The sequence below is a fragment of the Bacillus sp. CCNWLW194 genome, from assembly GCF_037120585.1.
Taxonomy (GTDB): Bacteria; Bacillota; Bacilli; order Bacillales; family Bacillaceae_G; genus Bacillus_A; species Bacillus_A basilensis.
Map to the genome: position 1 here is coordinate 152,120 of NZ_JBBBBL010000011.1, position 25,620 is coordinate 177,739.

At 35.6% G+C, this 25,620-nt stretch carries 26 protein-coding genes; 7 read left to right on the top strand and 19 right to left on the bottom strand.

Going from position 1 to position 25,620, the window contains the following annotated elements; genetic code table 11:
* Positions 1-60: 60 nt before the first annotated feature.
* Complete coding sequence (locus V7S50_RS23505) at positions 61-264, bottom strand: hypothetical protein (RefSeq protein ID WP_000810206.1); 204 nt, start codon at positions 262-264, stop codon at positions 61-63.
* Positions 265-416: 152 nt separating this feature from the next.
* Between V7S50_RS23505 and V7S50_RS23510 the strand changes: the two genes are divergently transcribed.
* Together V7S50_RS23510 and V7S50_RS23515 are read left to right on the top strand one after the other, a co-directional pair.
* Complete coding sequence (locus V7S50_RS23510; RefSeq protein WP_242255115.1) at positions 417-1,229, top strand: GNAT family N-acetyltransferase; 813 nt, start codon at positions 417-419, stop codon at positions 1,227-1,229.
* A 171-nt stretch (positions 1,230-1,400) separates the two neighbouring features.
* The gene (locus V7S50_RS23515) at positions 1,401-1,613 is read left to right on the top strand and encodes a CsbD family protein (protein WP_000160409.1); all 213 of its coding nucleotides are present in this window, start codon (positions 1,401-1,403) and stop codon (positions 1,611-1,613) included.
* A 212-nt stretch (positions 1,614-1,825) separates the two neighbouring features.
* Here V7S50_RS23515 and V7S50_RS23520 read toward each other — a convergent pair whose 3' ends face one another.
* Positions 1,826-3,304, bottom strand: coding sequence for a DUF4822 domain-containing protein (locus tag V7S50_RS23520; protein WP_242255113.1), 1,479 nt, complete (start codon positions 3,302-3,304; stop codon positions 1,826-1,828).
* Positions 3,305-3,748: 444 nt separating this feature from the next.
* Here V7S50_RS23520 and V7S50_RS23525 point away from each other — a divergent pair, with 444 nt between their 5' ends.
* On the top strand, positions 3,749-4,177 hold the full coding sequence (locus tag V7S50_RS23525; protein ID WP_017560432.1) for a cytidine deaminase: 429 nt from the start codon (positions 3,749-3,751) through the stop codon (positions 4,175-4,177).
* A gap of 112 nt (positions 4,178-4,289) precedes the next feature.
* Here V7S50_RS23525 and V7S50_RS23530 read toward each other — a convergent pair whose 3' ends face one another.
* From V7S50_RS23530 to V7S50_RS23540, 3 genes are read right to left on the bottom strand one after another with little or no spacing between them, the layout of a single operon-like run.
* Positions 4,290-4,541: a DUF2164 domain-containing protein gene (locus tag V7S50_RS23530; RefSeq protein ID WP_001983516.1), complete on the bottom strand. Its 252-nt coding sequence runs from the start codon at positions 4,539-4,541 to the stop codon at positions 4,290-4,292.
* A gap of 17 nt (positions 4,542-4,558) precedes the next feature.
* The gene (locus tag V7S50_RS23535) at positions 4,559-5,011 is read right to left on the bottom strand and encodes a peptidoglycan recognition protein family protein (protein ID WP_242255111.1); all 453 of its coding nucleotides are present in this window, start codon (positions 5,009-5,011) and stop codon (positions 4,559-4,561) included.
* Between the two features lie 15 nt (positions 5,012-5,026).
* Positions 5,027-5,848 carry a protein phosphatase 2C domain-containing protein gene (locus V7S50_RS23540; RefSeq protein ID WP_242255109.1) on the bottom strand — a complete coding sequence of 274 codons (822 nt, stop codon included), beginning with the start codon at positions 5,846-5,848 and terminating at the stop codon, positions 5,027-5,029.
* Between the two features lie 126 nt (positions 5,849-5,974).
* Here V7S50_RS23540 and V7S50_RS23545 point away from each other — a divergent pair, with 126 nt between their 5' ends.
* Positions 5,975-6,784: a YitT family protein gene (locus V7S50_RS23545; protein ID WP_252209165.1), complete on the top strand. Its 810-nt coding sequence runs from the start codon at positions 5,975-5,977 to the stop codon at positions 6,782-6,784.
* A gap of 20 nt (positions 6,785-6,804) precedes the next feature.
* On the opposite strand, the gene V7S50_RS23550 is transcribed toward V7S50_RS23545, so the two are convergent.
* Positions 6,805-7,176, bottom strand: a complete 372-nt coding sequence (locus tag V7S50_RS23550) for a VOC family protein (RefSeq protein ID WP_242255105.1) — start codon at positions 7,174-7,176, stop codon at positions 6,805-6,807.
* A gap of 236 nt (positions 7,177-7,412) precedes the next feature.
* Between V7S50_RS23550 and V7S50_RS23555 the strand changes: the two genes are divergently transcribed.
* The gene (locus tag V7S50_RS23555; RefSeq protein WP_242255102.1) at positions 7,413-8,939 is read left to right on the top strand and encodes a BA3702 family sensor histidine kinase; all 1,527 of its coding nucleotides are present in this window, start codon (positions 7,413-7,415) and stop codon (positions 8,937-8,939) included.
* Between the two features lie 61 nt (positions 8,940-9,000).
* Here V7S50_RS23555 and V7S50_RS23560 read toward each other — a convergent pair whose 3' ends face one another.
* From V7S50_RS23560 to hutP, 11 genes are all read right to left on the bottom strand, one after another.
* The gene (locus tag V7S50_RS23560; protein ID WP_063221300.1) at positions 9,001-9,612 is read right to left on the bottom strand and encodes an alpha/beta hydrolase; all 612 of its coding nucleotides are present in this window, start codon (positions 9,610-9,612) and stop codon (positions 9,001-9,003) included.
* A 24-nt stretch (positions 9,613-9,636) separates the two neighbouring features.
* Positions 9,637-10,575 (bottom strand): ring-cleaving dioxygenase, encoded by a 939-nt coding sequence (locus tag V7S50_RS23565; RefSeq protein ID WP_242255101.1) that lies wholly within the window; start codon positions 10,573-10,575, stop codon positions 9,637-9,639.
* A 354-nt stretch (positions 10,576-10,929) separates the two neighbouring features.
* The gene (gene putP, locus V7S50_RS23570; protein ID WP_242255100.1) at positions 10,930-12,408 is read right to left on the bottom strand and encodes a sodium/proline symporter PutP; all 1,479 of its coding nucleotides are present in this window, start codon (positions 12,406-12,408) and stop codon (positions 10,930-10,932) included.
* Positions 12,409-12,698: 290 nt separating this feature from the next.
* Complete coding sequence (locus V7S50_RS23575; RefSeq protein ID WP_242255098.1) at positions 12,699-14,267, bottom strand: FMN-binding glutamate synthase family protein; 1,569 nt, start codon at positions 14,265-14,267, stop codon at positions 12,699-12,701.
* Positions 14,268-14,334: 67 nt separating this feature from the next.
* Positions 14,335-15,462, bottom strand: coding sequence for an alkene reductase (locus V7S50_RS23580; protein ID WP_242255096.1), 1,128 nt, complete (start codon positions 15,460-15,462; stop codon positions 14,335-14,337).
* A 592-nt stretch (positions 15,463-16,054) separates the two neighbouring features.
* Entirely contained in the window at positions 16,055-16,516 is a 462-nt protein-coding gene (locus V7S50_RS23585) for a CarD family transcriptional regulator (RefSeq protein ID WP_242255296.1), read from the bottom strand.
* A 281-nt stretch (positions 16,517-16,797) separates the two neighbouring features.
* Positions 16,798-17,769: a formimidoylglutamase gene (gene hutG / locus V7S50_RS23590; RefSeq protein ID WP_242255094.1), complete on the bottom strand. Its 972-nt coding sequence runs from the start codon at positions 17,767-17,769 to the stop codon at positions 16,798-16,800.
* On the bottom strand, positions 17,748-19,019 hold the full coding sequence (gene hutI, locus V7S50_RS23595) for an imidazolonepropionase (protein WP_242255092.1): 1,272 nt from the start codon (positions 19,017-19,019) through the stop codon (positions 17,748-17,750). The genes hutG and hutI overlap by 22 nt, the downstream gene beginning before the upstream one ends.
* Positions 19,020-19,031: 12 nt before the next feature.
* The gene (gene hutU, locus V7S50_RS23600) at positions 19,032-20,690 is read right to left on the bottom strand and encodes a urocanate hydratase (protein ID WP_242255091.1); all 1,659 of its coding nucleotides are present in this window, start codon (positions 20,688-20,690) and stop codon (positions 19,032-19,034) included.
* A gap of 23 nt (positions 20,691-20,713) precedes the next feature.
* Positions 20,714-22,231, bottom strand: a complete 1,518-nt coding sequence (hutH, locus tag V7S50_RS23605; protein ID WP_242255089.1) for a histidine ammonia-lyase — start codon at positions 22,229-22,231, stop codon at positions 20,714-20,716.
* 105 nt (positions 22,232-22,336) lie between these two features.
* A complete protein-coding gene (gene hutP, locus V7S50_RS23610; protein ID WP_000926516.1) occupies positions 22,337-22,777 on the bottom strand; it encodes a hut operon transcriptional regulator HutP in 441 nt (146 codons plus the stop codon).
* A 194-nt stretch (positions 22,778-22,971) separates the two neighbouring features.
* Here hutP and V7S50_RS23615 point away from each other — a divergent pair, with 194 nt between their 5' ends.
* The gene (locus V7S50_RS23615; protein WP_242255087.1) at positions 22,972-23,919 is read left to right on the top strand and encodes a class I SAM-dependent methyltransferase; all 948 of its coding nucleotides are present in this window, start codon (positions 22,972-22,974) and stop codon (positions 23,917-23,919) included.
* Positions 23,920-23,932: 13 nt separating this feature from the next.
* Here V7S50_RS23615 and V7S50_RS23620 read toward each other — a convergent pair whose 3' ends face one another.
* The gene (locus tag V7S50_RS23620) at positions 23,933-24,472 is read right to left on the bottom strand and encodes a DJ-1/PfpI family protein (protein ID WP_242255295.1); all 540 of its coding nucleotides are present in this window, start codon (positions 24,470-24,472) and stop codon (positions 23,933-23,935) included.
* A gap of 4 nt (positions 24,473-24,476) precedes the next feature.
* Positions 24,477-25,064: an AAA family ATPase gene (locus tag V7S50_RS23625; RefSeq protein WP_242255085.1), complete on the bottom strand. Its 588-nt coding sequence runs from the start codon at positions 25,062-25,064 to the stop codon at positions 24,477-24,479.
* A 245-nt stretch (positions 25,065-25,309) separates the two neighbouring features.
* Between V7S50_RS23625 and V7S50_RS23630 the strand changes: the two genes are divergently transcribed.
* Complete coding sequence (locus tag V7S50_RS23630; protein ID WP_242255083.1) at positions 25,310-25,606, top strand: hypothetical protein; 297 nt, start codon at positions 25,310-25,312, stop codon at positions 25,604-25,606.
* Positions 25,607-25,620: the final 14 nt, after the last annotated feature.

A 25,620-nucleotide genomic window follows, 5' to 3' on the forward strand; every position in this document is an offset into this window, starting at 1 on the left:
CTCATATATATGTAAAATATTACTCTTATTAACTCCCCTAATAAAACTACTTCTCAATACTCATAACGGCTTCTGCTTAAACTTTTCATAATGTCGTACTTTTAATAAAAGGATATTCCCGCAATCTGTACAAATATAAGCATCTACTGGTGAAGATGTGAACATCGTCTCCTTTTTCCGTATTTGTGCATAACCGACAAACTCACCTTCTCCTATGTTATGAGAACCACAATTAGAGCATGTCTGCACGTCTTTCTGTTTCATGAGAGCACCACCTTTAATCTGTTTCTACTCCCTTCGACAATCCACTTCCATTTCCCTTCCAAAAAACCTCTAATTCTCTTACATTTCAACAGGAATCTTAGAACAGAAAACGTATATGTACTATGAAATGTATTTAATGACGGGGGAATTTTATGAGTACTATTCTGACACTTAATACAGCAAGTGAAATTGAAAACGCAGAAATACATATGCTTTCTTCTAGATTAGCGCTACTACAAGCAATAAGCGGAAATCCAATGCAAGTACAAATGAAAAAGTTCGGGAGTGCCACTGCCTTTTCATCAAAAATAATTGCTGGTCCTGCTTTTAATACAGTAAAAGGCGTTACCTTTACAAATACAGATGAGATAGATGCGATTATCTCTTATTATCAATCACTACAAATTCCTTGCCGTTTTGAAATTACACCAGCGCAAGGTACAGCTGAACTATTTCAATACTTATCTGAAAAAGGATTTTACCAATCTAGCTTCCATACCGCTTTATATAGTAAACCGAAAGAAGATCCATCTCTTCTTCCTTCTAACATTTCAGTACGCAAGCTAAAAGAAAATGAGTTTGATATTTTTGCAGATATATATGTACGTGGTTTTAACATGCCATCCTTTACAAAAGATGGCGTGCGCCAAAATAACAAAATTCTTTACAATAAACTAGGATGGCATTTTTTCATAGCTGAAGTTCAAAATACTCCTGCTAGTATAGGAGTTCTCTATATAAATAACGGTGTTGCCTCATTAGCCGCTTCTGCTACTTTGCCAGAATTTCAACGTAAAGGCTGTCATACTGCATTAATTCAAAAACGAATTGAGACAGCTATTGAATCCAATTGTCATTTAATAGTTGGACAAGCAAGGTTCGGTAGCGGCAGCCAAAATAATATGGAACGTGCCCATATGAAAATCGCTTATACGAAATCAATATGGACTGCAAAAAACATATAATTAACATTCTTTCTCTTTTTATTACACTTTTATACATTTTATTACAATTTATTTTCTACCCTATTAATCATTTGAATATTCAAACTAGATTTGTTACGCTATTACTAGATACATCATTCAACTTGCAATATGAAAAGAAAATTCTAATCAAACTACAAGGAGGAGAAATGTATGACTAAACATGATCATGGTTTAAAAGAAAAAGTAGAAGGTGCCATCGATAAAGTAAAAGGTGAAGTAAAAGAAGTTGTCGGGAAAGTAACTGACAATAAAAAATTACAAGCTGAAGGAAAATGGGATAAAGTGAAAGGCACTGCTAAAGATACTGTCGGTAATGTGAAAGAAAAAGTTCATGAATATAAAGAGCATAAAGAGAATAAATAAAAGAACGAAAATGTATGGTTGTGCAAGTAGTAAGTTACTAGATATTTGCATTTTATATTTACCCATAAAATCATTTTAAAACGACAAATAGATGCCTTCGGGCATCTATTTGTCTATAAACAACTATTTTAATTATATAACCACTCTGACTTTTCATTACTAACATTTTCTAACACAATGCCTTTACTAGAGCTAAAAATTACTTTTACATCTTATTTTGTGAAATTTGGTTTTAGGTCTCCTGTATATGGTTCGTGCTCAACAAAGATTTTTATATCTTTTCCATTCGCATCTTTCCCCATTCTTGTATACGTAAATTTCTCTTTATTTAATTCTGTAAGTTCAAGAACTGCACCGTATTTATTATTTCCTAACGAAACGTGAGCTCTTATTTTATTACCATGTACAACATCAAAGAAACCATAGTCTCCACGACTTTCTCCTGTATTCACATTAAAAAACTCATATTTATTTGTACTTTTATCATATTTTGCTAGACTGATTAAGTTTGAATTGTATTTTGTTACATTATTGCCCTGTTCGTCTAATACCACCGTACCGTTCCATAGTGTACTAGATAGTATTTTATCTCCATCAACATCCGTAACTATTTTACCCGTCGAGCTCTCTAAATTTTTATCAGGTCGCGTGAAAGATAGCTCTTTTTTATGATAAGGAACATGTTCAACAAATACTTCTACATCGTTCCCTTTTGCATCTTTCCCCATTCTTTTATATGTAAATTTCTCTTTATCTAATTGCGTTAATTCAACAACTGCTTGATAATTTTGCGTCTCAGAAATTAGTACTCTTTTCTTTCCATCGTTAGTTATAAAAAAGGTACCGCTATCATTACGACTCTCTCCTGTATTTGCATTAAAAAATTCATACCTTGCTGTTTTAGCATCATACTTTGCAAGCCCAATGAAATTTTGATTTTCTTTCGTTAAATCATTATGATCTTTGTCATAGACTTTTGTCCCTTGCCAATTTGTTTCACCAAGTATGCTAGCTAATAGTTGCCCTTTCGTTTGTTGAGTTTGCTCAGTTTCTTGTATTGCATTGTATAAAAATTGTGCATACTGTTCACGCGTCACATCCATATTTGGAGCAAAATTCCCTCCGCCTACTCCTTTTGCAATATTATTTGTTTGAACAGCACTAATTGCATTGCTTGCCCATGAGTTCGTTGAAACGTCATTAAAAGTGTGATCACTCTTTGTCTTTAAATGAAAAGCATTTGTAAGAACCTGTGCCATTTCTGCACGTGTTAAGGATGCCTTCGGTCTAAAGTTCCCATGCTCGTCACCCTTAAAAACGCCCATTTCTGTTAAAGACAAGATTTCCTTTTTATAGCTTGTCGACTCTTCACTTACATCTCCATATGGATTCTCATAATTTTTGTCTTCTGCCAAATTAAAATAACGATATAGTAAAGCTGCAACTTGTTCGCGTGTCACGTTATCTCCAAAACCAAATCTCCCATCATCATAGCCGAAAATGATTTTCTCATCTGTTAATTGCTGAATCGCCTCATATGCCCAGTGCCCCTGTGGAACATCTTTGAATACACCAGTATGATTCGTTTGTGGTGTAATCGCTTCTGCTTTCACTTCTCCATTTTTTTCAGTTAATAGAACTCCACCTAGAACTGCTGATATGATACATGTTTTTAAAATTGTTTTATTCATAGCTTTCCAATCCCTTCCTTCATTTAACAAAGAATTACACCACTTTTCTTCCAAAAGAAGACTCTATGTGAGCAATTCATGTTTTAAATTTTCATTACAGCTAATTGGATACAAAGTGTTACACCTCCAAAGTTCTTTTTCATAGTATCCATAGCTGCTATATATAGGAATTATAAATAGCAACTATAAATTGCCCATAAATAAATTATTAAAAAAAGATAAAATTAAGATAATATATTTTTAATCTCAATCTAAAAAACGTTATTCCTTCTCATCTAGCTCGTTAAGAAAGAATAACGTTTTTTTTAATTCTAGCGTTCTTTTTGGAAAAAAGATGGTTTGAAATTAAATGTTCATTCCATTTTTTTGTTTATGTTATTATGATAAAAGAAAGAATATTTCGAAATAATAAACCTGAATTTGGGCAGAAATGAGGAAAAGAAATTGAATATTGAGCAACAATTATATGATGTGGTGAAACAGTTAATTGAACAAAGATATCCAAACGATTGGGGTGGAGCCGCAGCGATTCGTGTAGAAGATGGAACAATTTATACAAGTGTTGCTCCGGACGTAATAAATGCTTCAACAGAACTTTGTATGGAAACAGGTGCAATTTTAGAAGCTCATAAATTTCAAAAGAAAGTTACACATTCTATTTGTCTTGCAAGAGAAAATGAGCATTCTGAATTAAAGGTACTCTCACCTTGTGGTGTATGCCAAGAACGTTTATTTTACTGGGGACCAGAAGTACAGTGTGCGATTACAAATGCTAAACAAGATATTATTTTTAAACCTTTAAAAGAGTTGCAACCATATCATTGGACAGAAGCATATCATGATGAAATGGCAAAAGAATGGAGTACGAGATAGGGGAATAAGTTTCATTATTTTCCTGCTGACAATGAAAAAATTTCACGGCCTTTTCCAAATAAAACATCGGAAAAAGCCGTGAAATAACACTTATTTTATAATTGACGGAAGTTTACTTCCCTTCACTCTTCTCTAACACATACAAATCTTCTTCAATATTAGATAGTTTCTCTGTTACAAGCTTTCTAGCATCTCCAATTGCTTGATTGTATGCAAAAGGTCCTACTAATTTAATCATTTCTTCTATTAAACGTTCTGCTTGAAAACGCCCAATTTCATCTAAATCTTCTTCAACGAAAAATTGCTGAATTTGTGCTACAAGCTCTTCTTTTTTATCATTTGGTATTTTTATATTCATCATCATTTATTACTCCTCTATATTTAAGATAGTAAGTTTCTTAACTCTACCATAGAAAAGCGATTTCCAGGACAAGTTTTTGTAACACCTTCTAGCTCCCTATGACCAAGTACATTTCCTTTCTCTATAGAAAACTGCTTCATAAACATTTTACATAAAGAATATAATGCATTCATTTGTGCGGTAGTTGGATCATATTTATCAAAATTACCCGTCATACATATTCCAATTGTATCTCTATTATGATCTTTCGCATGCGCTCCAATATGTAAACCTCGCCCTTCGACTACAGTTCCATCTTCTTCAATAAAATAATTGTAACCGATCCCGCTCCATCCTTTTACTTTTTGATGAAATTCATGTGTTTGATACACATCCCATCCATCTTCGGATGTATGGTGGATAATTAGTTTATTTACTTTTTCTAAAGGAACTAATTCGTCTTTAAATGCTAGATTTGCACATTCAATTTCCATATGAATTGCCTCCTCTTAAAAATCAATCATTATTATTGTTTTATCATCTGGTCTTATTCTCTTTTCCACTTCTAGCTCTTCGATAATTGCTACATATTCACTTATACTATTCTTTCTTATATATGCAACAGTTTGTTCGAGTGGCCAATCTGGGTGAAATAATCCGTCTGAACAAATAAAAATCCTGCTCACTTCATCTATATGTAATTCACCATGCTGTAAATAATGTATCGCTTCTTTCATTCCATTTGCAACGGAATACCCCCCCTGCATATTTGCAAGATAACGATTATATTTTAACTGTTCTCGCACATCTTGAAAAACATATTCTTCTGGTACAGATAACCCTTTTTTACGATCTTCTTCTCTCTTCTTTTTTGCTCGTTTACTAATCCCTTCAACTGTGTCTTTCGTTAATACTTGCATCGTTCCATTTTGAAGTATTGCGACAATCATACAGTCCCCTAATTGTGCGTATTCAATTTTTTCACCATCTATTTTAACTGCCGCAATACATGTACACCATAAATGCTCTTTTTTTCTCGTATCTACTTTATATTCTAACATTTTGCTTTGCAATGCTTCATTTGCTTTGGTAACTGCAACTTGTAAACTATGATTTTCACGTAATGAAGCAAAATAACTTGCAAATAAATGTGAAGCGATGTATGCTCCATTATGTCCTTTTTCATCACGAAACGGGACAAGTGGTGTTGCACCATCACATACACCATAAATCTTATTTTCTTCATTACAAAAGTAAGAATCCTCACATTCTTGCTTCAACGGGCTTTTTTGTTGATATGTTTTTATCTTCACAACTGTATCCCCTTTCAAAAGATAAAGTATTCAAATTATTTCGATTAATCTATTTTTCCGAAATAAACTGTTTTTACCCAAAACTTTCAATATCATATATAATCTTGAAATAATATGAATTTTTTAGTGAAGGACGGGAAAGAGATGGTCAGATTTCTTGGTGTTATTATTGGTTCTATTATTATTGCGATTGCCTTTAATCTTTTCCTTATCCCCCACAAAATTTTAAGTAGTGGAATTGGCGGAATTGCTATTATTTTAGGGATTGTAACTCCTGTAAACACAGGTATTATTAACTTTGTATTAAACTTACCTATCCTTATTTTAGGGTACATAGGTCTTGGAAAAAAAGTAATTTTCAACACAATGGTCTCTGTTATTGTATTATCTGTTGCATTATACTACGTTCCCGTGAAAGTCGTAGCAACAGATCCACTTTTATCATCTATCTTTGGTGGTGTCATTGCCGGAGCTGGTATCGGTCTTGTTTTTAACTGTAATGGATCAACTGGTGGTTTCGATATTATTGGTATGTTATTATCTCGCAAAAGAGACATTAAACTTGGCGGATTCCTTATTATTTTAAATGCAGTTGTTGTAATAATTGCAGGATTTTTCTTCACTTGGGATGTTGCTCTTACAAGCTTACTTTCCATTTATGTGACTGGTAAAGTCATCGATGCTATTCATACGAAACATCGAAAGGTTACACTTATGATTGTAACAAATGAAGCAGAAAAAATGAAAAAACAACTTCTTTCAACTGTTGTACGTGGAATTACATTACTTGATGGCGAAGGTGCTTATTCCAGCGAAAAAAAACGTGTACTTATGACAGTCGTTTCTCGTGAAGAATTAGCAAGCATGAAATTAACAATTTCTGAAATTGATCCTCATGCATTCGTTAACATTACCGAAACGGTTGAAGTATTAGGATTGTTTAGAAAAGGTTAAAAAACTAGGTGGATTTCCACCTAGTTTTTATTTTCCATAAATTCAATTCGATTTCCGAACGGATCTGACACGTAAAATCTAGTTACATCTGGTCGTGCATGATCATCTATTACTTCAATACCTTGCTTTATTAACTCTTGTTTAAATTCATCAATTTTTAAAACATAAAAAGCTGGGTGCGCCTTTTTAGCTGGATTAAAGTTTTGCTCAACTCCGATATGAATCTCTTGATTTCCACACTTAAACCAGCACCCACCACGCTTCTTTAATTCCTCTGGCTTCGGTATTTCCTTCATACCTATTTTTTCACCATAAAATTCTCGTGCTTCTTCTTCACACCCTACAGGCGCAGCTACTTGCACATGATCAATCCCTTGAATATAATTTTTCATTCTCTCTCCCCCTCCTCTATCCTAATTTTATAAGGAAAACCTAATCCTGTAACTTACAAAAGGTTTATAAAACAATATAAGCTCCCCTTATTACCACCCTACATTCACTTTACAAAAAATAAAAAAAACAAAATTCATTCTATAACTTCCATTTTTTATAGCAATACACATTACATCTATATTATAGTTATTAATAGACAACTCTTTTTAGATGCTATTTGTACGGAGGAAATAATATGAGTCGGAAAAAATATTCATCTACTCAAAAAAAACGTCATCCAAATATTTCAGGACGTTTGCGAAACCATATACAAGATCGTTCTTTAGCAGAAATGTACGCATCTCTGTTCGAACATAATCCTGATAGTATTATTTCATTAAATTTAGAGGGAATGATTATACACACTAATCCTTCTGCCGAAAGAATACTAGGTTACACTTCTTTAGAATTAGAGCGAAAAAACATTACCTCTATTCTAGAAGCACATATTTCTGAGCAAGTATTACAATATATAAAACAAACTAAAGCCGACAATCAACAAGAGTATATCGTATCTATTTATCACAAAGACGGATATTTATTAGATGTCGTAACAAAATTAGTTCCTATTTTTTCAAGAAAATGTCTAACAGGCGTGTATGCCATTATGAAGCCTCTTGAAAAATCAGAAAGAATTGAGAAAATGCTTAAAGAGAGTGAACAGAGATTGCGTACATTAGTGAACTCCATGCCTGCGTTTGTTATATTTAAGGATCATGAAGGGCGCTGGCTTGAGGCAAATGACTACGCGCTTTCTTGCTTCAATTTCCATCATGTACCTTACCACGGGAAAAAAGATAGCGAACTTATTCAATATAATGAAGCGTACCGAGAAGCTTTTTTACATTGTGAAGAAGTCGATGAACTAGCATGGCAACAAAGACAAATTCTTCATGGTGAGGAATTTATTATACATAGAGATGATTTCGATCTAATCTTAAGTATATCGAAAGTTCCACTTTATCATCCTGATGGTTCTCGCAAAGGTCTTATCGTGATGGGAAGAGATGTTACTGAGTTAAAAGAAACTGAAAAGTTATTACGAAAATCTGAAAAGCTCGCAGTAGTCGGACAACTGACAGCTGGAATTGCCCATGAAATTAGAAATCCACTTACTTCTCTAAAAGGTTTTCTTACATTGCTACTCCCTGAAATAAATGAGGAGCAGAAATGGTATATCGATGTTATGTTAAGTGAAATTTCACAAATGGAATCTATCACAAGTCAATTTATGGCGATGTCCAAACCACAAGTATTATCTATTCAAACGTGCAACATACAAACTTTAATTGAAGAAGTAGTTACATTTATTTTACCAACTGCTATTATGCATAGCGTTCATATCATTATGGACCATTTCGATTACGTATATGATATTCAATGTGATGGTAACCAATTAAAACAAGTTTTTATAAACATATTAAAAAATGCGATAGAAGCGATGCCAAATGGCGGAAATATTTTCATCCAAACAAAACCATTAGAGGATACTTTCATCTTAATACGGATTATCGATGAAGGTTGCGGCATTCCAGAAGATCGTATCTCCCGTCTAGGCGAACCTTTTTATAGTTTAAAAGAAAAAGGTACAGGGCTAGGATTAATGATGTGTTACAAAATAATTGAAGAACATCATGGTAAATTACACATTTCAAGTGAATTAAATAAAGGTACGATCGTTGATATTCAGCTACCACTTTCTTCATCTCACCTTACAATCTAGTCTTAAAAAATAAAAGAAGCATCTGCTAACGAATAGCAGATGCTTCTTTTATTTTTTGTACTTATAGAACTGTTTTCTCATACCACTCTTTTGCTTTTTCTACTTCACCCATCGTTAATTGATGTCCTCTATTTTCCCAGTGCATTGTTACGTTTGCATTTGCACTTTCTAATAACGTCTTCAGTTCCTCTGACTCAGCAGGTGAACAAATCGGGTCATTTGTCCCCGCCGCAATAAACACGGATTTCTCAGCTAAATTAGGTAATTGTGTTCCTCTTCTAGGCACCATTGGGTGATGAAGCACAGCACCTTTTAACGCATTTTCATAATGGAATAATAAGCTTGCCGCAATGTTTGCTCCATTTGAATAACCGATAGCAACAATGTTATTTCTATCAAATTCATATGTTTTTGCAGCTTCATTTAAAAATTCATTTAATTCCTTCGTACGGAAAATAAGATCCTCTTCATCAAAAATACCTTCTGCTAATCGGCGGAAGAAACGCGGCATCCCATTCTCTAACACATTTCCACGGACACTTAATACCGAAGCTTCCGGGTCAATTATTTCTGCAAGTGGTAATAAATCTAATTCATTACCACCTGTACCATGAAGTAATAACAACACTGGTTTTGAAGTATCTTTCCCTTTTTGAAAAACATGTTTCATCATAATCCTTTTCCCCTTTCAATCACTTTAATCTAAATTTCTCACTTCAAATGGTAAAAGTGTTTGTTCAATCTGTTTTCTATGTTGTTCATATTGCTCTGGTAACTTTAATTCCTCACCCATCGTCTCTAACGATTCGTCATGAACAAAACCAGGGGGATCTGTCGCAATTTCAAATAAGATTTCGCCGTGTTCTCTAAAATAAATTGCGTTAAAATAATTTCGATCTTGTACAGGAGTTACGTGGTATCCAAAACGGGACACACGCTCTTTCCAGTCTAGCTGATCAGCATCGTCACTCGCTCTCCAAGCAATATGATGCACTGTACCAACGCCCATTTGGCCACGACCGATTGTTGATAATTTTAAATCAATTATATTTCCAATATCAGCAGAAGAACGGAATCGAACGAATTCCCCCTCTTCTCCAACTTTCTCAAGACCCATAACATGCTCTAACAGTTCAGCCGTTTTTTGAGGCTGTGCCGATAAAAGAACCGCACCGCCAAACCCTTTAATTGCTACTTCTGGCGTAACTTCTCCAAAAGTCCAATTATTTAATTCGCTCTCTTCTCTTTCTACTAATTCTATATGCAAACCATGTGGATCATCAAATTCTAAATACTGCTCTCCAAATCGAGTCATTTTCGTATACGAAACATCGAATTTTTCTAATCTATTTTCCCAAAATTCCATTGCCCCTTTTGGTACAACATAAGAAGTGATCCCTACTTGACCGTCACCAATAACTCCTTGACGAGCACCTGCCCATGGGAAAAACGTAATAATTGTTCCGGGCTTTCCATCTTCATTACCAAAATAAAGATGGTACGTACCTGGATCATCAAAATTCACTGTTTGTTTCACTAAACGTAAACCTAATACACCAGCATAAAAATCTACATTTTCTTGTGGATGTCCTACAATTGCTGTAATGTGATGAATTCCCATCGTCTTCTTTTCCATTTTCTCCGCTCCTTTTTCATTTCATTATAAAAATTGCTTTACATTAAAATTCATTATTCATTTTGTCCATACCGCAAAGTAAAATCCATCATGATGATTTTATCTCGAAATTGAGATATTGATTATAAAAACAAACATTATCATCTAACTTATCGAAATTATCTCGATTTCGAGATAATTTACTAAAAAAATATTTACTCACTCTATAATCATAACAAACCTTGATTTAGAATGTCATTTTCCTCGAACTCAACACTTATTATAAGTTACTTACTTTTCTTTGTCAATAAGCTACTTATTTCATTTAAAATGAAAAGAGAGTAAACGCTATTCACCGATTACTCTCTTTTCAAATCATTTCGTTTCTTCTTCCAGTACTGCTTCCATCTCATTAAATTCACGATGAATTTCTTTAACTGGTTCTTTCGTTAATAAACTTACAATAATAACAGCTAATAAACTACAGAAGAATCCAGGTACCATTTCATACATAGTCGCTTTTAAACTTGGAATTTGTACCCAAGTAATAACAACTACTGCACCGATAATCATTCCGGCAAGAACGCCCCATTTATTCGTTCTCTTCCAATATAAACTTAATAAAATTGCTGGTCCGAATGCTGATCCAAATCCTGCCCAAGCATATCCAACAAGCGTTAAAATTGTATCACTTGGATGATACGCTAAAACAACTGCAATCATCGCTACTACTAATACTGACAGCCTACCGATAAATACAAGTTCTTTATCACTTGCGTTACGACGGAAAAATGTTTTATAGAAATCTTCCGTTACAGCACTTGAAATAACAAGTAATTGTGAGGAAATACTACTCATAATCGAAGCTAAAATAGCTGATAGTAAAAACCCAGTAATGTACGGATGGAATAGAATATTTGAGAATGTTACAAAGACCATTTCCGGATCTTGTAATGTCGCATTATTTTTAGCGTAATAAGCAATACCAACTAGACCAGTAAGCATTGCACCTATGATTGAAATCGTCATCCAACCGATACCGATTCTACGAGAAGTTTTCAAATCTTTAATAGAGGTAATTGCCATAAAGCGGACAATAATATGTGGTTGACCGAAATACCCAAGACCCCATGCTAAAAATGAAATAATACCAAGTATTGTAGTCCCTTTAAACATATCTAAATGCGATGCATCAACTTGCTTAATTGTATTGAATGTTTCTGTTACACCACCGACATCTGTAAAAGCTACAATTGGAACTAATACAAGAGCAATAAACATAATACAACCTTGCACAAAGTCGGTCCAACTTACTGCTAAAAAGCCACCGAATAGTGTATAAGCAACAACGACACCCACAGTTACAAATAAACCAATTTTATAATCAAGGTTAAAAGAATTTTCAAACAAACGTCCACCTGAAACTAAACCAGCCGACGCATAAAATGTGAAAAATACTAAAATGACGATAGCGGAGACAAAACGAAGTATTTTCGTACGATCTTTAAAACGATTCTCTAAAAAATCCGGAATCGTAATTGAATCATTTGCCACTTCTGTATACGTTCGCAAACGCGGGGCCAAAATTAAATAGTTTGCATAAGCACCTATTAATAAACCTATCGCAATCCATACACTTGATAATCCTGTTGCATACATCGCACCAGGTAATCCCATTAGCATCCAACCACTCATGTCAGAAGCACCAGCTGATAAAGCTGTAACTGCTGGACCGAGTCCCCTTCCGCCTAACATATAATCTGATAAATCGGATGTCTTCTTATAAGACCAATAACCGATATACAACATACCTGCCATATAAATAGCAAGCGAAACCATAATCTCAATCTTCACCAAATCTCTCCCTTAGTTACATAAGCCATTCAAAATTTCGAAAAATGACTTTTTCTATTTTCTTGTTTTCGCTTATGGTTCCCTACCTTAACAAACATTTTTTGTTCTTTCAAGTGAACAAGCACTTTTTACTACATGTAAAAACCTTTATAAACGCCTTTATCCCAGTGGATTACCCCGCTTTCAAAAATAATTAAAGTAAAAATATTCAGAAATCTATACACCTATTTTATTAAACAAAAAAGCCATACAAATATATGACTTTTAATCTATTAAACATAGCTTACCTTCTATTTACTAGTAGGAAACAATTCCGAAAGAGAAACTACCCGCCCCATCTCATCCTTAAACACAATATGTTCTCTAGTTAAATGACGCGGACTCTTTACTCCCGCTGCTGCTGCAAGTGAAAACAAACTATATCTCATACTAACAACATAATTCATTACCCGCCATTTCTTCTCATACGGATCTAGCGCTTTTTGATAGTGCGGATTCGTCGTGGCAACTCCAGATGGACATTGTCCGGAATTACATTGAAGCGCCATAATACAGCCACTTGCCATCATAAAACCACGCGCTGAATTTACAGCATCTGCACCAATAGCTAAAGCAATTGCCGCTTTATCTGGTGTAATTAATTTCCCCGAGGCAAACACTTTAAATTTGTCCCGAACACCATAATGATTCGCTGTATCAATACATGTCAGTAATGCTGGAATAAGCGGCATTCCCATACTATCTGCCATCGATTTATACGTTGCTCCTGATCCACCTTCTGAACCATCAATTGTAATGAAATCTGGATAAATATTTAACTCTTTCATCGTTTTGAATAAACCTTCCAACGGCTCCTGCTGTCCAATTACGATTTTCATTCCAACTGGTTTACCACCACTTTCTTGCAACTGTTGAATAAAATAAAGTGTATCTGCTGCATTATTTAAAAATGAAAATCGATTCGGTGAATTAATTGTCTCTCCCTCTCGTACATTTCGAACAGAAGCAATTTTCTCATTTACTTTTTGTCCCTCTAAATGACCACCACGTATTTTCGCACCTTGCCCAAATTTCAATTCGAATGCTTTAATATTACTTTCTTTCGCTTTCCCCATAAATTTCTCTATTGAAAAATTACCGTCCTCATCACGATATCCAAATAAACCCGGACCAATTTGTGCAATGATATTCGCACCCGTATGTAAATGTTCTGGAATAACACCACCTTCACCAGTATTAATCCATGAACCACCAGCCATTTTCGCTCCAAACCCACTCGCTAAAATATAATTTTCTCCAATCGAACCGTAAGAAGTTGCTGATGCTCCAAACATGCCATATAGTTTCCATGGATATTTACGATTTTCACCAACGATAATCGCATCGCCCTCTTCGTATAACCAAAGATTCGTTGTATCCGCTGTCAATTTTTCTCTCCGTGAAAATAACCCTTCTTTATGAATCACATACTTTTTCCCTTCACGTTCTTGCGTTACATTCACACTTAATTCCTCTGTTAATACCGGAAACAGCGTATTAGCAATATAATAACCAGATGCTTCAAAATCTCGTTTCGACCCAAAACCAAGTATTTCAGAGCGATACTTCGCTAAAAACATAACACTTTGAAAGTCGTAACGCGAAAAAGGTTTTCCATCCGTATCGTGATCAAACCAATATTGCCGGAATTCCGGCCCTATTTTTTCCAGTAAGTAGCGCATTCTTCCTAGATATGGATGGAGTTTTAAAATAGAATGATACGTCCGTTTTTTAATGAAAAATGTAATAATAAAAAAGATAATCAATAGTAGCATCAATAAGAGCAATATACTAATAATAACGAGTAGCGTTTCACTCATCCCGCTTCCTCCTATGAAATTCCATAATAAAAGGAGAACACTTCATGTGTTCTCCTTTTATCTTTATTCAAATTAATGTAGCAAGATGCTCTTTCGCATCATATTCAACTAAACTTTCAGCATGTTTAATTCGATGAACAAAATCTGGATTAGCAATTAAAGGTCTTCCGAATGCAGCTATGTCAATTGTTCCTTCTTGCAACGCTTCTTCAGCCTCTTTCGGATTCAAATTACCAACCCCAACGATCGTACCATCCCAATATTTTCTTACTAATTGATGAAAATTCTTTCCGTCAGCAATCACTGCCGTATAATTCATCGTTGAAGGGTGAATCATCGTTAAACCAACTTCTTTGAACATATTTACAAACGTTTCAATTGCAAGCTCAGGATTTTCCCACATATAAGTAGGATTATCACCTTTAAAGGCAGAGAAACGAAGAAGTGTTTTATCAGCCCCAACAGCTTCTATTACAGCCGCCGTTACTTCTTTCATAAACGTTAACCGTTGCTTTAAGTCACCGCCGTATTTATCAGTACGCTTATTTGCAAACTCATAAGTAAATTGATCGATTAAATATCCGTGTGCACCGTGAATTTCTACTCCATCAAATCCAGCTTCGATCGCATTCTTCGCAGCTTGTGCGTATTGACCGATCACTTCTTGTATTTCTTCTAAGGTCATTGCTTCTGGCGTATCGAATGGTTTACGAAAACGCGGAACATTTCCCTCTGCCGCAATAGCAGACGGTGCTTGTGGCAATTGCCCACCAATTATTTCGTGATGACTCATACGGCCGACATGCCATATTTGAGCGATAATCGTTCCGCCTTCTTTATGTACTGCCTCTGTAACAGGCTTCCACGAATCGATTTGTTCTTGTGTATAAATTCCTGGTACCCCTGGGTTCCCTTTTGCTCTTGGGCTAATGACGATTCCCTCTGTAATAATTAATCCAACTCCATCAGCTGCACGTTTTCTGTAGTACTCGACTACATCAGTACCAACGACTCCTGTTTCATGATTCGCGAAACATCTCGTCATCGGTGCCATTGCTATGCGATTACGAAGAGACCAAGATCCAACTTGAATTGGATCAAACAATTTCGTTCCTTCAATATTTTCAAAAGATCCCCAAGCGTTTATATTTGTCCCTTCATAAATACTTGCCGCTTTTTTATTTGAACTTGTCATTTCTCTTCCCCCTAAAAAAATTCTTACTATAATCGCATCATACTTACTTTTAGATAGTAACGTCAATTTATACGCCTTTACCATCAAACATTCGAATATCAAAAAATAGAATGATACAACAAAAAAAGGTTTCCTAGGAAGGAAACCTTTTTTTGTTTACCGTATATGGATGACAACTCGTTTATCTCTTTTATATAAAGAAAATAAACAATTATTATCTCTTCACATATAAAAAAACTTTAACAATAGAAGTGAGAGTGGTTCAGTATTCTTCTAAAAATAATAACTTATAAACCTAATACAATGAAAGCCCTACCTCTCTTTCATCCTTACGGCTCCTCGTCCGTGCCAGTGTGAATCAGGATTGCAAAAATCAAGTAACTATTCTATCGAAGTGTTTAATTAAACTTCGAACATTCGTAAAGAGTTAAAAAATAAAAATGGATTTTATTGTAGTAATAACAAAAGAGGTTAATGCTCTAAAAGTGGTTTGAAAGAGTTGAATGTCTTTGAAATGATTAATTTTCTATAATTATGTTCCCAAAAAATTCAAAATCTTTTTTGGGATGTAATACATTATTTGTAATGAATCTTAACAAAAGCTTTTTATTTGACTTTCTGTGATACCCTCAATTAATCCCAGTTCACTAATCAAAAATTCATGTGCGTTATCTAACATTTTCTTTTCGCTTGCATTAAGTGCTTTTTCTTTCTGCATACGTAATAAATCACGTACAACTTCAGCACCTTCTTGTATTTTACCCGTCTTTATTTTATCAGTGTTCAATTTATACCTTTGTTTCCACGTAAGTAATCTATCAGATTCTCCATGTTGAAAAATATCCAATATGTGTGCTATTGCCGTTATATCCGTGACTGGTCGTATATTTGAGTTCAATATTCTCCCTGCCGGAATCATTACTTCCATATTACTACCCGACATTTTTATAACATAATACTGTTGTTTTTCTCCTGCGATTTCCTTCTCTTCTACGGCTTTAATTATACCTGCTCCGTGCATTGGATAAACAATGTTATCGCCAATTTGAAACAAATAATCCACCTCCATATATGGTAACCTTCTCAATCTTAACACACAATCACTTTTTTAGCAAAATTTTTATTTTATCACAAAAATATTTTTCATGTCAATCCTTTCGAACCAAGAAAATAAATTCGTAAAATATCACTAAAAACCCGCAATCTTATTAACTTTTCCACACATATATACATTTTAATTTCATCTTCTCTTTTAACATAAAAACACATTACTACATATGAGTAGTAATGTGTTTTTTATACAGAATCGATAAACATCCCCTATTAATTCCACACCTATATACTAACCTGTTTACTAATCGTTTCTCTTGCCAAAAGGAAACTCATAATCACTTGCGCAGCCACTCTACTCGTCATATCCCTAAAATCAAGTGTTGGATCAATTTCTACAATGTCCATCCCTTGAACGAGTGGTTCTTTACCAAGAAATTCAATCGCATCAAATAAAGTCGTACTGTCCATTCCACCAGGACCAATTGCTGGACAACCTGGTGCAAATGCTTGGTCTAGTACATCCATGTCAAGAGAAATGTAAATAGAAGTCACGCCTTGCTTTCTTAATACTTCAATACTTTCTATGATAATATCCTTTATTTCTCGCTCTCGTACATCTTTCATTGTGTATACTGTCACGCCATGTTCTTTTGCATATTCATGGTACGCTCGTGCATTTGAAAAATTACGAATACCGATTTGAATGAGTTGTTTTCCTGTAATAACACCATTTTCTAGTAAGCTACGGAACGGTGTACCATTTGATGGACCACCATCATCTAAATTTCGCAAATCATGATGGGCATCAAATTGAATAATACCGACCTTCCCTTTACTATTTGCAAATCCTGTTATACTCGGAAAACTAATCGAGTGATCACCACCAAGAACGATTGGTATCATATTTGGATTTACTTTCGTTAAGTGACCAACTGATTTCACAATTCGTTTATGACTTTCTTTTATATCCGTCACATGCATCGTAATATCGCCGCAATCATATAAGACACTTTCTTTCATATCATGTTCTTCTGTAATTGCATACGTGCTATATGCATCTAACATCGCACGAATTGTTTTTGGAGCAAAACTTGCTCCTGAATGACTAATAGATGGTTTAGAAAGGGGTGCTCCAATTAAGGCTGCACCGAATATTTCCACGCCTTCCTCCCAATCTTTAATCATCTCACTCCATTTCGTCACTTCACGATCAATAAACTTTGCATTTTTCTTTAAATAGTGGCCGTGCTCCACGATTGTTCACCTCTTGTATATGCGATATTACCATTCTTCCATACTGTATTCACATGACTTACACCGTAATGATACGGTACGTAAGCATAATTGTAAGCATCCCATAACACTAAATCTGCCTTGCGACCAACTCTAATTTTCCCAGCTACATCACCACGATTAATTGCGTAAGAAGAGTTAACTGTTACGGCATTCCAAACTTCTTCTGGTGTCATTTTCAATTTCAACATTGCGATGCTCATAATAAGCTGAATGTTTTCAGTTGGACAGCTACCTGGGTTAAAGTCTGTAGCTAACGCAACTGCAACACCTTCATCAATCATTTTACGACCACGAGCAAAGCTTTCTTTATTTAAATAGAAAGTTGTCCCTGGTAATAAAGTGGCTACTGTATTAGAGTTTGCAAGCATTTCAATTCCTTTATCAGAAGCGCCAACTAAATGATCCGCTGATGCTGCACCAATTTCAGCCGCTGCTTCCGCACCACCAAGAGGGTCGATTTCATCTGCATGAATTTTCACATCAAAGCCAAGCTCTTTCGCTCTTAATAAAAACTCTTTCGATTCTTCGACAGAGAACACACCTGTTTCGCAGAAAATATCAACGAACTCAGCTAATTGCTTCTCTTTCATTTCTGGTAATAGATCTAACATCCACTGTAAAAATTCTTTTGATCTTCCTTTATACTCTTTCGGAACTGCATGAGCACCTAAAAATGTTGAAACTAAATCGATTGGATGCTCTTTTTGTAATTGTGCAGTTGCCTCTAATTGTTTCCATTCCGTCTCATCATCTAATCCGTAACCACTCTTCGCTTCTACAGTTGTAACTCCGAAAGATAGCATACGGTCTAAATGGAATTTCGCTTTTTGAACAAGTTCTTCTTTCGACGCCTGTTTCGTTGCATTTACAGTTGAAAGAATACCCCCTCCTTGTTCTAAAATTTCTAAGTACGGAACTCCTTGTAATTTTAGTGCGATTTCATTTTCACGAGATCCACCAAATACAAGATGCGTATGCGGATCAACAAGACCAGGAGAAACCATTTTGCCGCCGCAATCAATAACTTCTTTCGCTTGTAATCCTTTCGCTTCTTCTGCTGTTCCAACGAAAGTAACTACGCCGTTTTCAATTCCAACTGCACCGTTTTCGATAACAGGAAGCGTGTTCATCGCTTCCCGTCTTAACAAGCCATCTTCCTGATCCATTGTTAGTAATTGACCGATATTTATTAGTAAAGTGTCCAGCATGTTTTCTCCTCCTTATTTCATCATTGGAATGTTAACGCCTTTTTCTTTCGCAGTTTCTACAGCTAAGTCATATCCTGCATCAACGTGACGAACAACACCCATACCAGGGTCAGAAGTTAATACGCGTTCAATACGTTTTGCAGCCGCTTCTGTTCCATCTGCAACGATAACCATTCCAGCGTGAAGTGAATAACCCATACCAACACCGCCACCGTGGTGAACAGATACCCAGCTTGCACCGTTTACACTGTTAATTAATGCATTCAAAATTGGCCAGTCTGCTACTGCATCACTACCGTCTTTCATCGATTCTGTTTCACGGTTTGGAGATGCTACTGATCCACAATCTAAATGGTCACGACCGATAACGATTGGTGCTGATAATTCACCATTTGCAACCATTTCATTAATGATGCGACCAAATTTCGCGCGTTCACCGTAACCTAACCAACAAATACGTGATGGAAGACCTTGGAATTCAACTTGCTGACGAGCCATACGAATCCAGTTACATAAATGCTCATTATCCGCAAATTCACGTAAAATTACTTCGTCTGTTTTATAAATATCTTCTGGATCACCCGAAAGTGCTACCCAGCGGAATGGCCCTTTTCCTTCGCAGAATAACGGACGGATAAATGCAGGTACGAATCCTGGGAAATCGAATGCATTTTTCAAACCTTCATCGAAAGCAACTTGGCGAATGTTATTTCCATAATCAAATGTAATTGCGCCTTTTTCTTGCATAGCAAGCATTGCTTCCACATGTTTTGTCATGCTTTCTTTTGATAATTGTACGTAACGTTCTGGATCTTCTTCACGAAGTTTCGCCGCTTCTTCTAATGTGTAACCTACTGGAATATAACCGTTTAATGGATCATGAGCTGATGTTTGATCCGTAACTAAATCTGGCGTAATATTGCGCTTCACTAGTTCTGGTAAAATCTCTGCTGCATTTCCTAATAAGCCAATAGAAATCGCTTCTTTCTTCTCTTTATACTCGTTCGCAACCGTTAATGCTTCTTCTAATGATTCTGTATACATATCACAGTATCTCTTTTCAATACGACGATCGATACTACGCTTATCTACATCAATAGCGATTACAACACCGCCGTTCATCGTTACAGCAAGAGGTTGTGCACCACCCATACCGCCTAAACCAGCAGTAAGTGTTATTGTACCTTTTAATGAACCACCGAAATGTTGGCGTGCCGCTTCACCAAATGTTTCATATGTTCCTTGTAAAATCCCTTGTGTTCCAATATAAATCCAGCTACCAGCTGTCATTTGACCATACATCATAAGGCCTTTTTTCTCTAATTCACGGAAGTGATCCCAATTCGCCCATTTCGGCACTAAGTTTGAGTTCGCCAAAAGAACGCGAGGCGCATCTTCATGTGATTTAAAAATTGCTACCGGTTTTCCTGATTGAACAAGTAACGTTTCATCGCTTTCTAACGTTTTTAATGAATCAACAATTGCATGGTAGCTTTCCCAGTTACGAGCTGCACGGCCAATCCCACCATATACAACTAGTTCTTCTGGTTTTTCAGCAACTTCAGGATCTAAATTGTTCATTAACATACGAAGTGCTGCTTCTTGAACCCATCCTTTCGTTTGTAACTCAGTACCTCTTGCCGCGCGAATTGTTTGTTGTACTTTTTCCATTTCGATCTCTCCCTTTTCTCATTTTATAGTGCTGCGTTTACATCCAATCTTTCTTTTATCGAATAATTCGTTTTTAACCAATGCGTAATATTTTCAATATCCGTTGAGAATATTCGGTCATTTGTAATAGAAGGCACTTGCTGACGACCTTGATGGTAGAAGCTCTTCGTCACTGTACTCATGTTTTCAATACCACGATATTCTGCTGCTTGCATCGCACAAATCATCTCAATTGAAAGAACACGTCTTACATTTTGAATAATTTGATGCGCATGGCGTGAAGCGATTGTTCCCATACTTACGTGATCTTCTTGGTTAGCTGATGACGGGATTGAATCAACACTCGCCGGATGTGCTAACGTTTTATTTTCAGAAACAAGTGACGCAGCTGCGTATTGCATAATCATTGCACCAGACTGCAGTCCTGGTTCTGGACTTAAAAATGGTGGCAAATCATTTAACTGCGGATTTACTAAACGCTCAATACGACGCTCTGAAATATTTGCAAGTTCCGCCATTCCTACTTTTAAGAAGTCCATCGCAAACGCAATCGGTTGACCATGGAAATTACCACCCGAAATTACTTTTTCTCCGCCATCAAAGATAAGTGGATTATCTGTTGCTGCATTCATTTCAATTTCTAATTTTTCTTTTACATAATTTAAAACTTGCCAAGAAGCACCGTGTACTTGCGGGATACAACGAAGTGAATATGCATCCTGTACACGTAGTTCTCCTTGCTTTGTTGTTAACTTACTATCATGAAGAATGTCACGAATTCTGCTTGCTACTTCTACTTGCTCTTTATAACCGCGTGCTTTATGAACATTTTCATCAAATGCATCAATAATGCCTTGTAAGCCCTCAATTGTCATCGAAGCAATTAATTCAGCTTGATAAGCCGTTGCTTCTGCTTCTATATAAGAAAGAACTCCTTGCGCTGTCATCGCCTGCGTACCATTGATTAATGCAAGCCCTTCTTTCGCTTCAAGTTCAATCGGCTCAAGACCTTCTTCAGTAAGAGCAACCATCGCATGAACGCGTTTCCCCTTATAGAACACTTCACCTTCGCCTAATAATACAAGCGCAAGATGAGATAAAGGTGCTAAGTCTCCACTCGCACCAAGTGAACCTTGTTGCGGAACGACTGGGTGAATTTTACGATTTACAAACTCAAGAAGCATATTTACAACAAGCGGTCTAACGCCAGATACTCCTTTCAGCATCGTGTTCGCTCGTAAAATTAACATACCACGTGATACTTCTTCAGGGAATAGATCGCCTATCCCGCATGCATGTGACTGAATTAAATTGTGTTGAAGTGCCTTTACATCATCTTTTTGAATAAGCACGTCACTGAACTTTCCAAATCCAGTTGTAATACCGTAAACGACTTTTCCGTCTTCTACAATTTTCTCTACTACTTCACGGCACTCTGCTACCTTTTGCATACTAGTTGGACAAGCTGTTACACCTTCTCCTTCAAGTAACAACCTCTTCATTTCTTCAATTGTCAATGTGTGTCCTGTTAACGTAATCATTCTTTTTTCCTCCTTAAAAAGGCAAAAGGGGACCTTATCTTTTTAAGACAGACTTCTGTCCTAAAAAAAGTAAGGCCCCCTTCTAACTAATAGACTATGGGCAAATCATATGTGATTAATTCCTAAACCAATCGCCTCATGCTCAGATCCTTTTACAGGTGCACCAATCGTTCCATATAATGCTACAGCAACCCATTCGCCTTCTTTTTTCCCATCGTATGGTGTACCGCGCACAATCGCAAAACGAAGTCCTACTGTACGAAGAACGTCTGCTAACTGAATTTGACCTCTCGTCACTCCGTACAAAGCTTCCATAATTGCATGATAAAGTGCATGTGTTTCTCTGTAAACGTCTGTTTCAATAACTTGGTTGCTCTTAGCCGCTGTTTCCATTGCTGCGACAACCTTTTGCGAATTCATCGAACCCACTTTCCCCGTACAATACTTCCAACCTTTTGGGATAGATAATACAGGGCTTTCATTCTCATCCGCAAGTGCCAACAGCATGGCCATACGACCAATTCGATGTGTTCCTTGAAGAAGCATGTGACTCTCTCATTTCTTTTAATTATTTGAATATTTCTTAATTTAAGAATATATGAAAACGGTTAAATCGTCAATAGTTTAAACTCACATTCAAACAATTTTTTCATCTCCTCCATTTGTGTACACAAATTATTTACACAAATTTTCCAGGCATGCTATAGTCTCACTAACAGATACAAAGGGGCGAGATTTCAATGACAAAGCGAAAAGATATTCATTTTCGAATTGAAGAAAAATTACTTGAAAGGTTTGAATCTGCACTCCATTACGAAGGGTTAAAGAAAACCGACGTATTAACACATGCAATTCAGCAATTTTGCACGAAGGTGGAATGTGAAAAAATGAATGATGTAAAACGCCAATACAACGTAAGTAACCATTTACAAACACGTATCGATACACATAAACATTACGAAGAAAAACAAGTGAATTTAGATAAAGTCGTCATGGAACATTTACAACTTCAAGGAGACGAAAAAATATTAGAGGTTGGGTGCGCTAATGGGAATTTTCTTTCCGTTTTACAAACTAGCGGTCATAAAGGACAACTAACCGGTTTTGATCAATCGAAAGCTATGCTTTCTGAAGCTACAATAAAGAATAACATAATTGAATGGAGACTAGGTGATGCTGCTAAACTCCCTTTCGAAGTTAATTGCTATGACTGGATCGTCGCAAGACATATGTTATATCACATGAAAGATGTCGAAAAAACAATTCAAGGATTCCATAAAGTAATTCGTCCCGGTGGCTCACTTTTAGCTACAACAAATTCTAGCGTTACATTACCTCGTATAGTTGAAATGTGTAACCGCATGTTAGACGCATTTGATTTACCGAAAACAACATCATCAGTCACTCCATTTTGTTTAGAAAATGGTAAAGAGATATTACAGTCTGTTTTTCCAGCAGTTGAAGAAGAAGTTATTCATAATGCTCTCATTTTTCATCATGCTACTCCGATTTTAAACTATATTTCTAGCATGTTTCCGTCGCTAAATATACCTGATAATACATATCTTCACGCGGAAATGAAGGAATGGCTAAAAGAAGAAGTAGAAAATGAATTATCACTTCATAACGGTATATGGCGCGATCCGAAAACGTTAGCCATTTATCGATGTCAAAAAGAAAAAAGCTAGCATTTGCTAGCTTTTATACATTCTCAGGCAAAAGCTCCTCCATCATCACATTCCCCTTACCGCTGTAAAAATTTATATTATGTTCGTTCGCTATTCCAAATGGTACAAATGCATGCCCCTGTGCTGTAATAATATTTGAATGTTGCACAACTTGTTCATACACAAAATTTTCTACTGGAAAACAATCTAATTGTTTATAATCCATAGTCACTGTATACGATATTCCTTTGAGTAAGCATGCTTTTGCTAGCGCATACGGTCCTGCACAAATAGCTGCTACTAATTTCTCTTTTTCGTGAAATTGACGAATGACTGAAAAGAGTCCTTCTGCATCCTCCATATGTATTGCATCTCCGCCTGGAATAATAATTCCCTCATATTCTTCTACATGCACTTCCCTTAATTCTATATGTGGTTGCACTTGCAAACCTGTTTCCCTTATAATCATTTCTTTTGTTAAACCTGCTGTAATGATTTCATATTTGTTTTTCAGCAATGCCGTTGCTACTGTTATTTCAAACTCCGCAAATGTTGGGTATACAAATAAAAGTATTTTTTCATAGCCCTCTCTCCTTTAACCAGTCCATAAAATATACCTCTAAATCGTCCACTGTTAATCTATTCGTGTCCACATAAGTTACAGGAAATCGTTTATACCAGCCTTTTTCAGTTTCTACTAATTTAAATTGCTCCTCAAATGTACTTCTGTTTTTTGTTCTATCACTGTTTTTTCTATTATATACATTCTTTTTCGTAACATCTAAGTAAAAAATCGCATCCGAACGGTTCTCTCTTAATTTATATAATTCATCTTTCAGTTCAGTTTCTATATCCCACGCTTCTCCTATAATCGTTGGGTAAAAAAGTGTATAAAACTCAATGTCTTCTGGTCCACGGTCAAAAATTACGACTGAATCTTTCACATTTTGAAACTCCTTTATTTTAGCTTCTATAAACATTTTTTGATTTGCTATAAACCCTTCTTTTGAATTCATATCCAAATTTAATTCTTTTCGTTTTTCTACAATTGGATAAGGATTTTCATATATAACCGATAACCCATGTAGCTCTATCCTTTTAGCTAAGGTGGTTTTTCCACTTGCCATCGGCCCTTGGAGTGAAATTACGTATACCATCTCTCTCATTCCCTTTTCCTATAATACATCGATAATATACAGAATTTTAAAAACTATCAACGAAATATATATCATCTTGTTTCTTATTCTTATCTAACTTATAATAAAAAATAGAGATTATGACGGACGCATCAATAATGTAAGCTTGGAAATCCAAGCTTACATTATTTTTTGCTTTCCCTTTTCTATTAAAAAGAGTATACTAGGTTAGAACGTATGTTCTTAATAATTACATACAGTAAGGAGATAGAACAATGGTATACGACACAAAAGCAATTTCTTGGAATGAGTCTTTAAAACAACTTCAACGCCGCTATACAAACAAACAAGTTGACCGAAAAGAATTTGAGGATATTGAACTATTGGAATTCTTCAGCGATAACGACTACATTTCTTTACCTACACATATAAGCGGCCTATCAACAGCACGTTTTACTTCTTACTCTATTTTCACAACTGAAGATAAAGATCGTAAAGTTGGCACATTAATTATTGAGTATATAGAAGATGATAATAATAATTTATGTGTTGAACAACTATACTTCGTTTAAATGATAACGCTTGG

What these genes read in the sequence shown, in the direction of transcription:
- V7S50_RS23530 (WP_001983516.1), bottom strand. Translation starts at nt 4,541, where the DNA reads ATGATGATGAATATAAAAATACCAAATGATAAAAAAGAAGAGCTTGTA.
- V7S50_RS23520 (WP_242255113.1), bottom strand. Translation starts at nt 3,304, where the DNA reads ATGAATAAAACAATTTTAAAAACATGTATCATATCAGCAGTTCTAGGT.
- V7S50_RS23630 (WP_242255083.1), top strand. Translation starts at nt 25,310, where the DNA reads ATGGTATACGACACAAAAGCAATTTCTTGGAATGAGTCTTTAAAACAA.
- V7S50_RS23580 (WP_242255096.1), bottom strand. Translation starts at nt 15,462, where the DNA reads ATGACAAGTTCAAATAAAAAAGCGGCAAGTATTTATGAAGGGACAAAT.
- V7S50_RS23575 (WP_242255098.1), bottom strand. Translation starts at nt 14,267, where the DNA reads ATGAGTGAAACGCTACTCGTTATTATTAGTATATTGCTCTTATTGATG.
- hutU (WP_242255091.1), bottom strand. Translation starts at nt 20,690, where the DNA reads ATGGAAAAAGTACAACAAACAATTCGCGCGGCAAGAGGTACTGAGTTA.
- V7S50_RS23560 (WP_063221300.1), bottom strand. Translation starts at nt 9,612, where the DNA reads ATGATGAAACATGTTTTTCAAAAAGGGAAAGATACTTCAAAACCAGTG.
- V7S50_RS23565 (WP_242255101.1), bottom strand. Translation starts at nt 10,575, where the DNA reads ATGGAAAAGAAGACGATGGGAATTCATCACATTACAGCAATTGTAGGA.
- hutI (WP_242255092.1), bottom strand. Translation starts at nt 19,019, where the DNA reads ATGCTGGACACTTTACTAATAAATATCGGTCAATTACTAACAATGGAT.
- V7S50_RS23555 (WP_242255102.1), top strand. Translation starts at nt 7,413, where the DNA reads ATGAGTCGGAAAAAATATTCATCTACTCAAAAAAAACGTCATCCAAAT.
- hutP (WP_000926516.1), bottom strand. Translation starts at nt 22,777, where the DNA reads ATGCTTCTTCAAGGAACACATCGAATTGGTCGTATGGCCATGCTGTTG.
- V7S50_RS23545 (WP_252209165.1), top strand. Translation starts at nt 5,975, where the DNA reads ATGGTCAGATTTCTTGGTGTTATTATTGGTTCTATTATTATTGCGATT.
- V7S50_RS23615 (WP_242255087.1), top strand. Translation starts at nt 22,972, where the DNA reads ATGACAAAGCGAAAAGATATTCATTTTCGAATTGAAGAAAAATTACTT.
- V7S50_RS23505 (WP_000810206.1), bottom strand. Translation starts at nt 264, where the DNA reads ATGAAACAGAAAGACGTGCAGACATGCTCTAATTGTGGTTCTCATAAC.
- V7S50_RS23550 (WP_242255105.1), bottom strand. Translation starts at nt 7,176, where the DNA reads ATGAAAAATTATATTCAAGGGATTGATCATGTGCAAGTAGCTGCGCCT.
- hutH (WP_242255089.1), bottom strand. Translation starts at nt 22,231, where the DNA reads ATGATTACGTTAACAGGACACACATTGACAATTGAAGAAATGAAGAGG.
- V7S50_RS23510 (WP_242255115.1), top strand. Translation starts at nt 417, where the DNA reads ATGAGTACTATTCTGACACTTAATACAGCAAGTGAAATTGAAAACGCA.
- V7S50_RS23625 (WP_242255085.1), bottom strand. Translation starts at nt 25,064, where the DNA reads ATGAGAGAGATGGTATACGTAATTTCACTCCAAGGGCCGATGGCAAGT.
- V7S50_RS23535 (WP_242255111.1), bottom strand. Translation starts at nt 5,011, where the DNA reads ATGGAAATTGAATGTGCAAATCTAGCATTTAAAGACGAATTAGTTCCT.
- V7S50_RS23515 (WP_000160409.1), top strand. Translation starts at nt 1,401, where the DNA reads ATGACTAAACATGATCATGGTTTAAAAGAAAAAGTAGAAGGTGCCATC.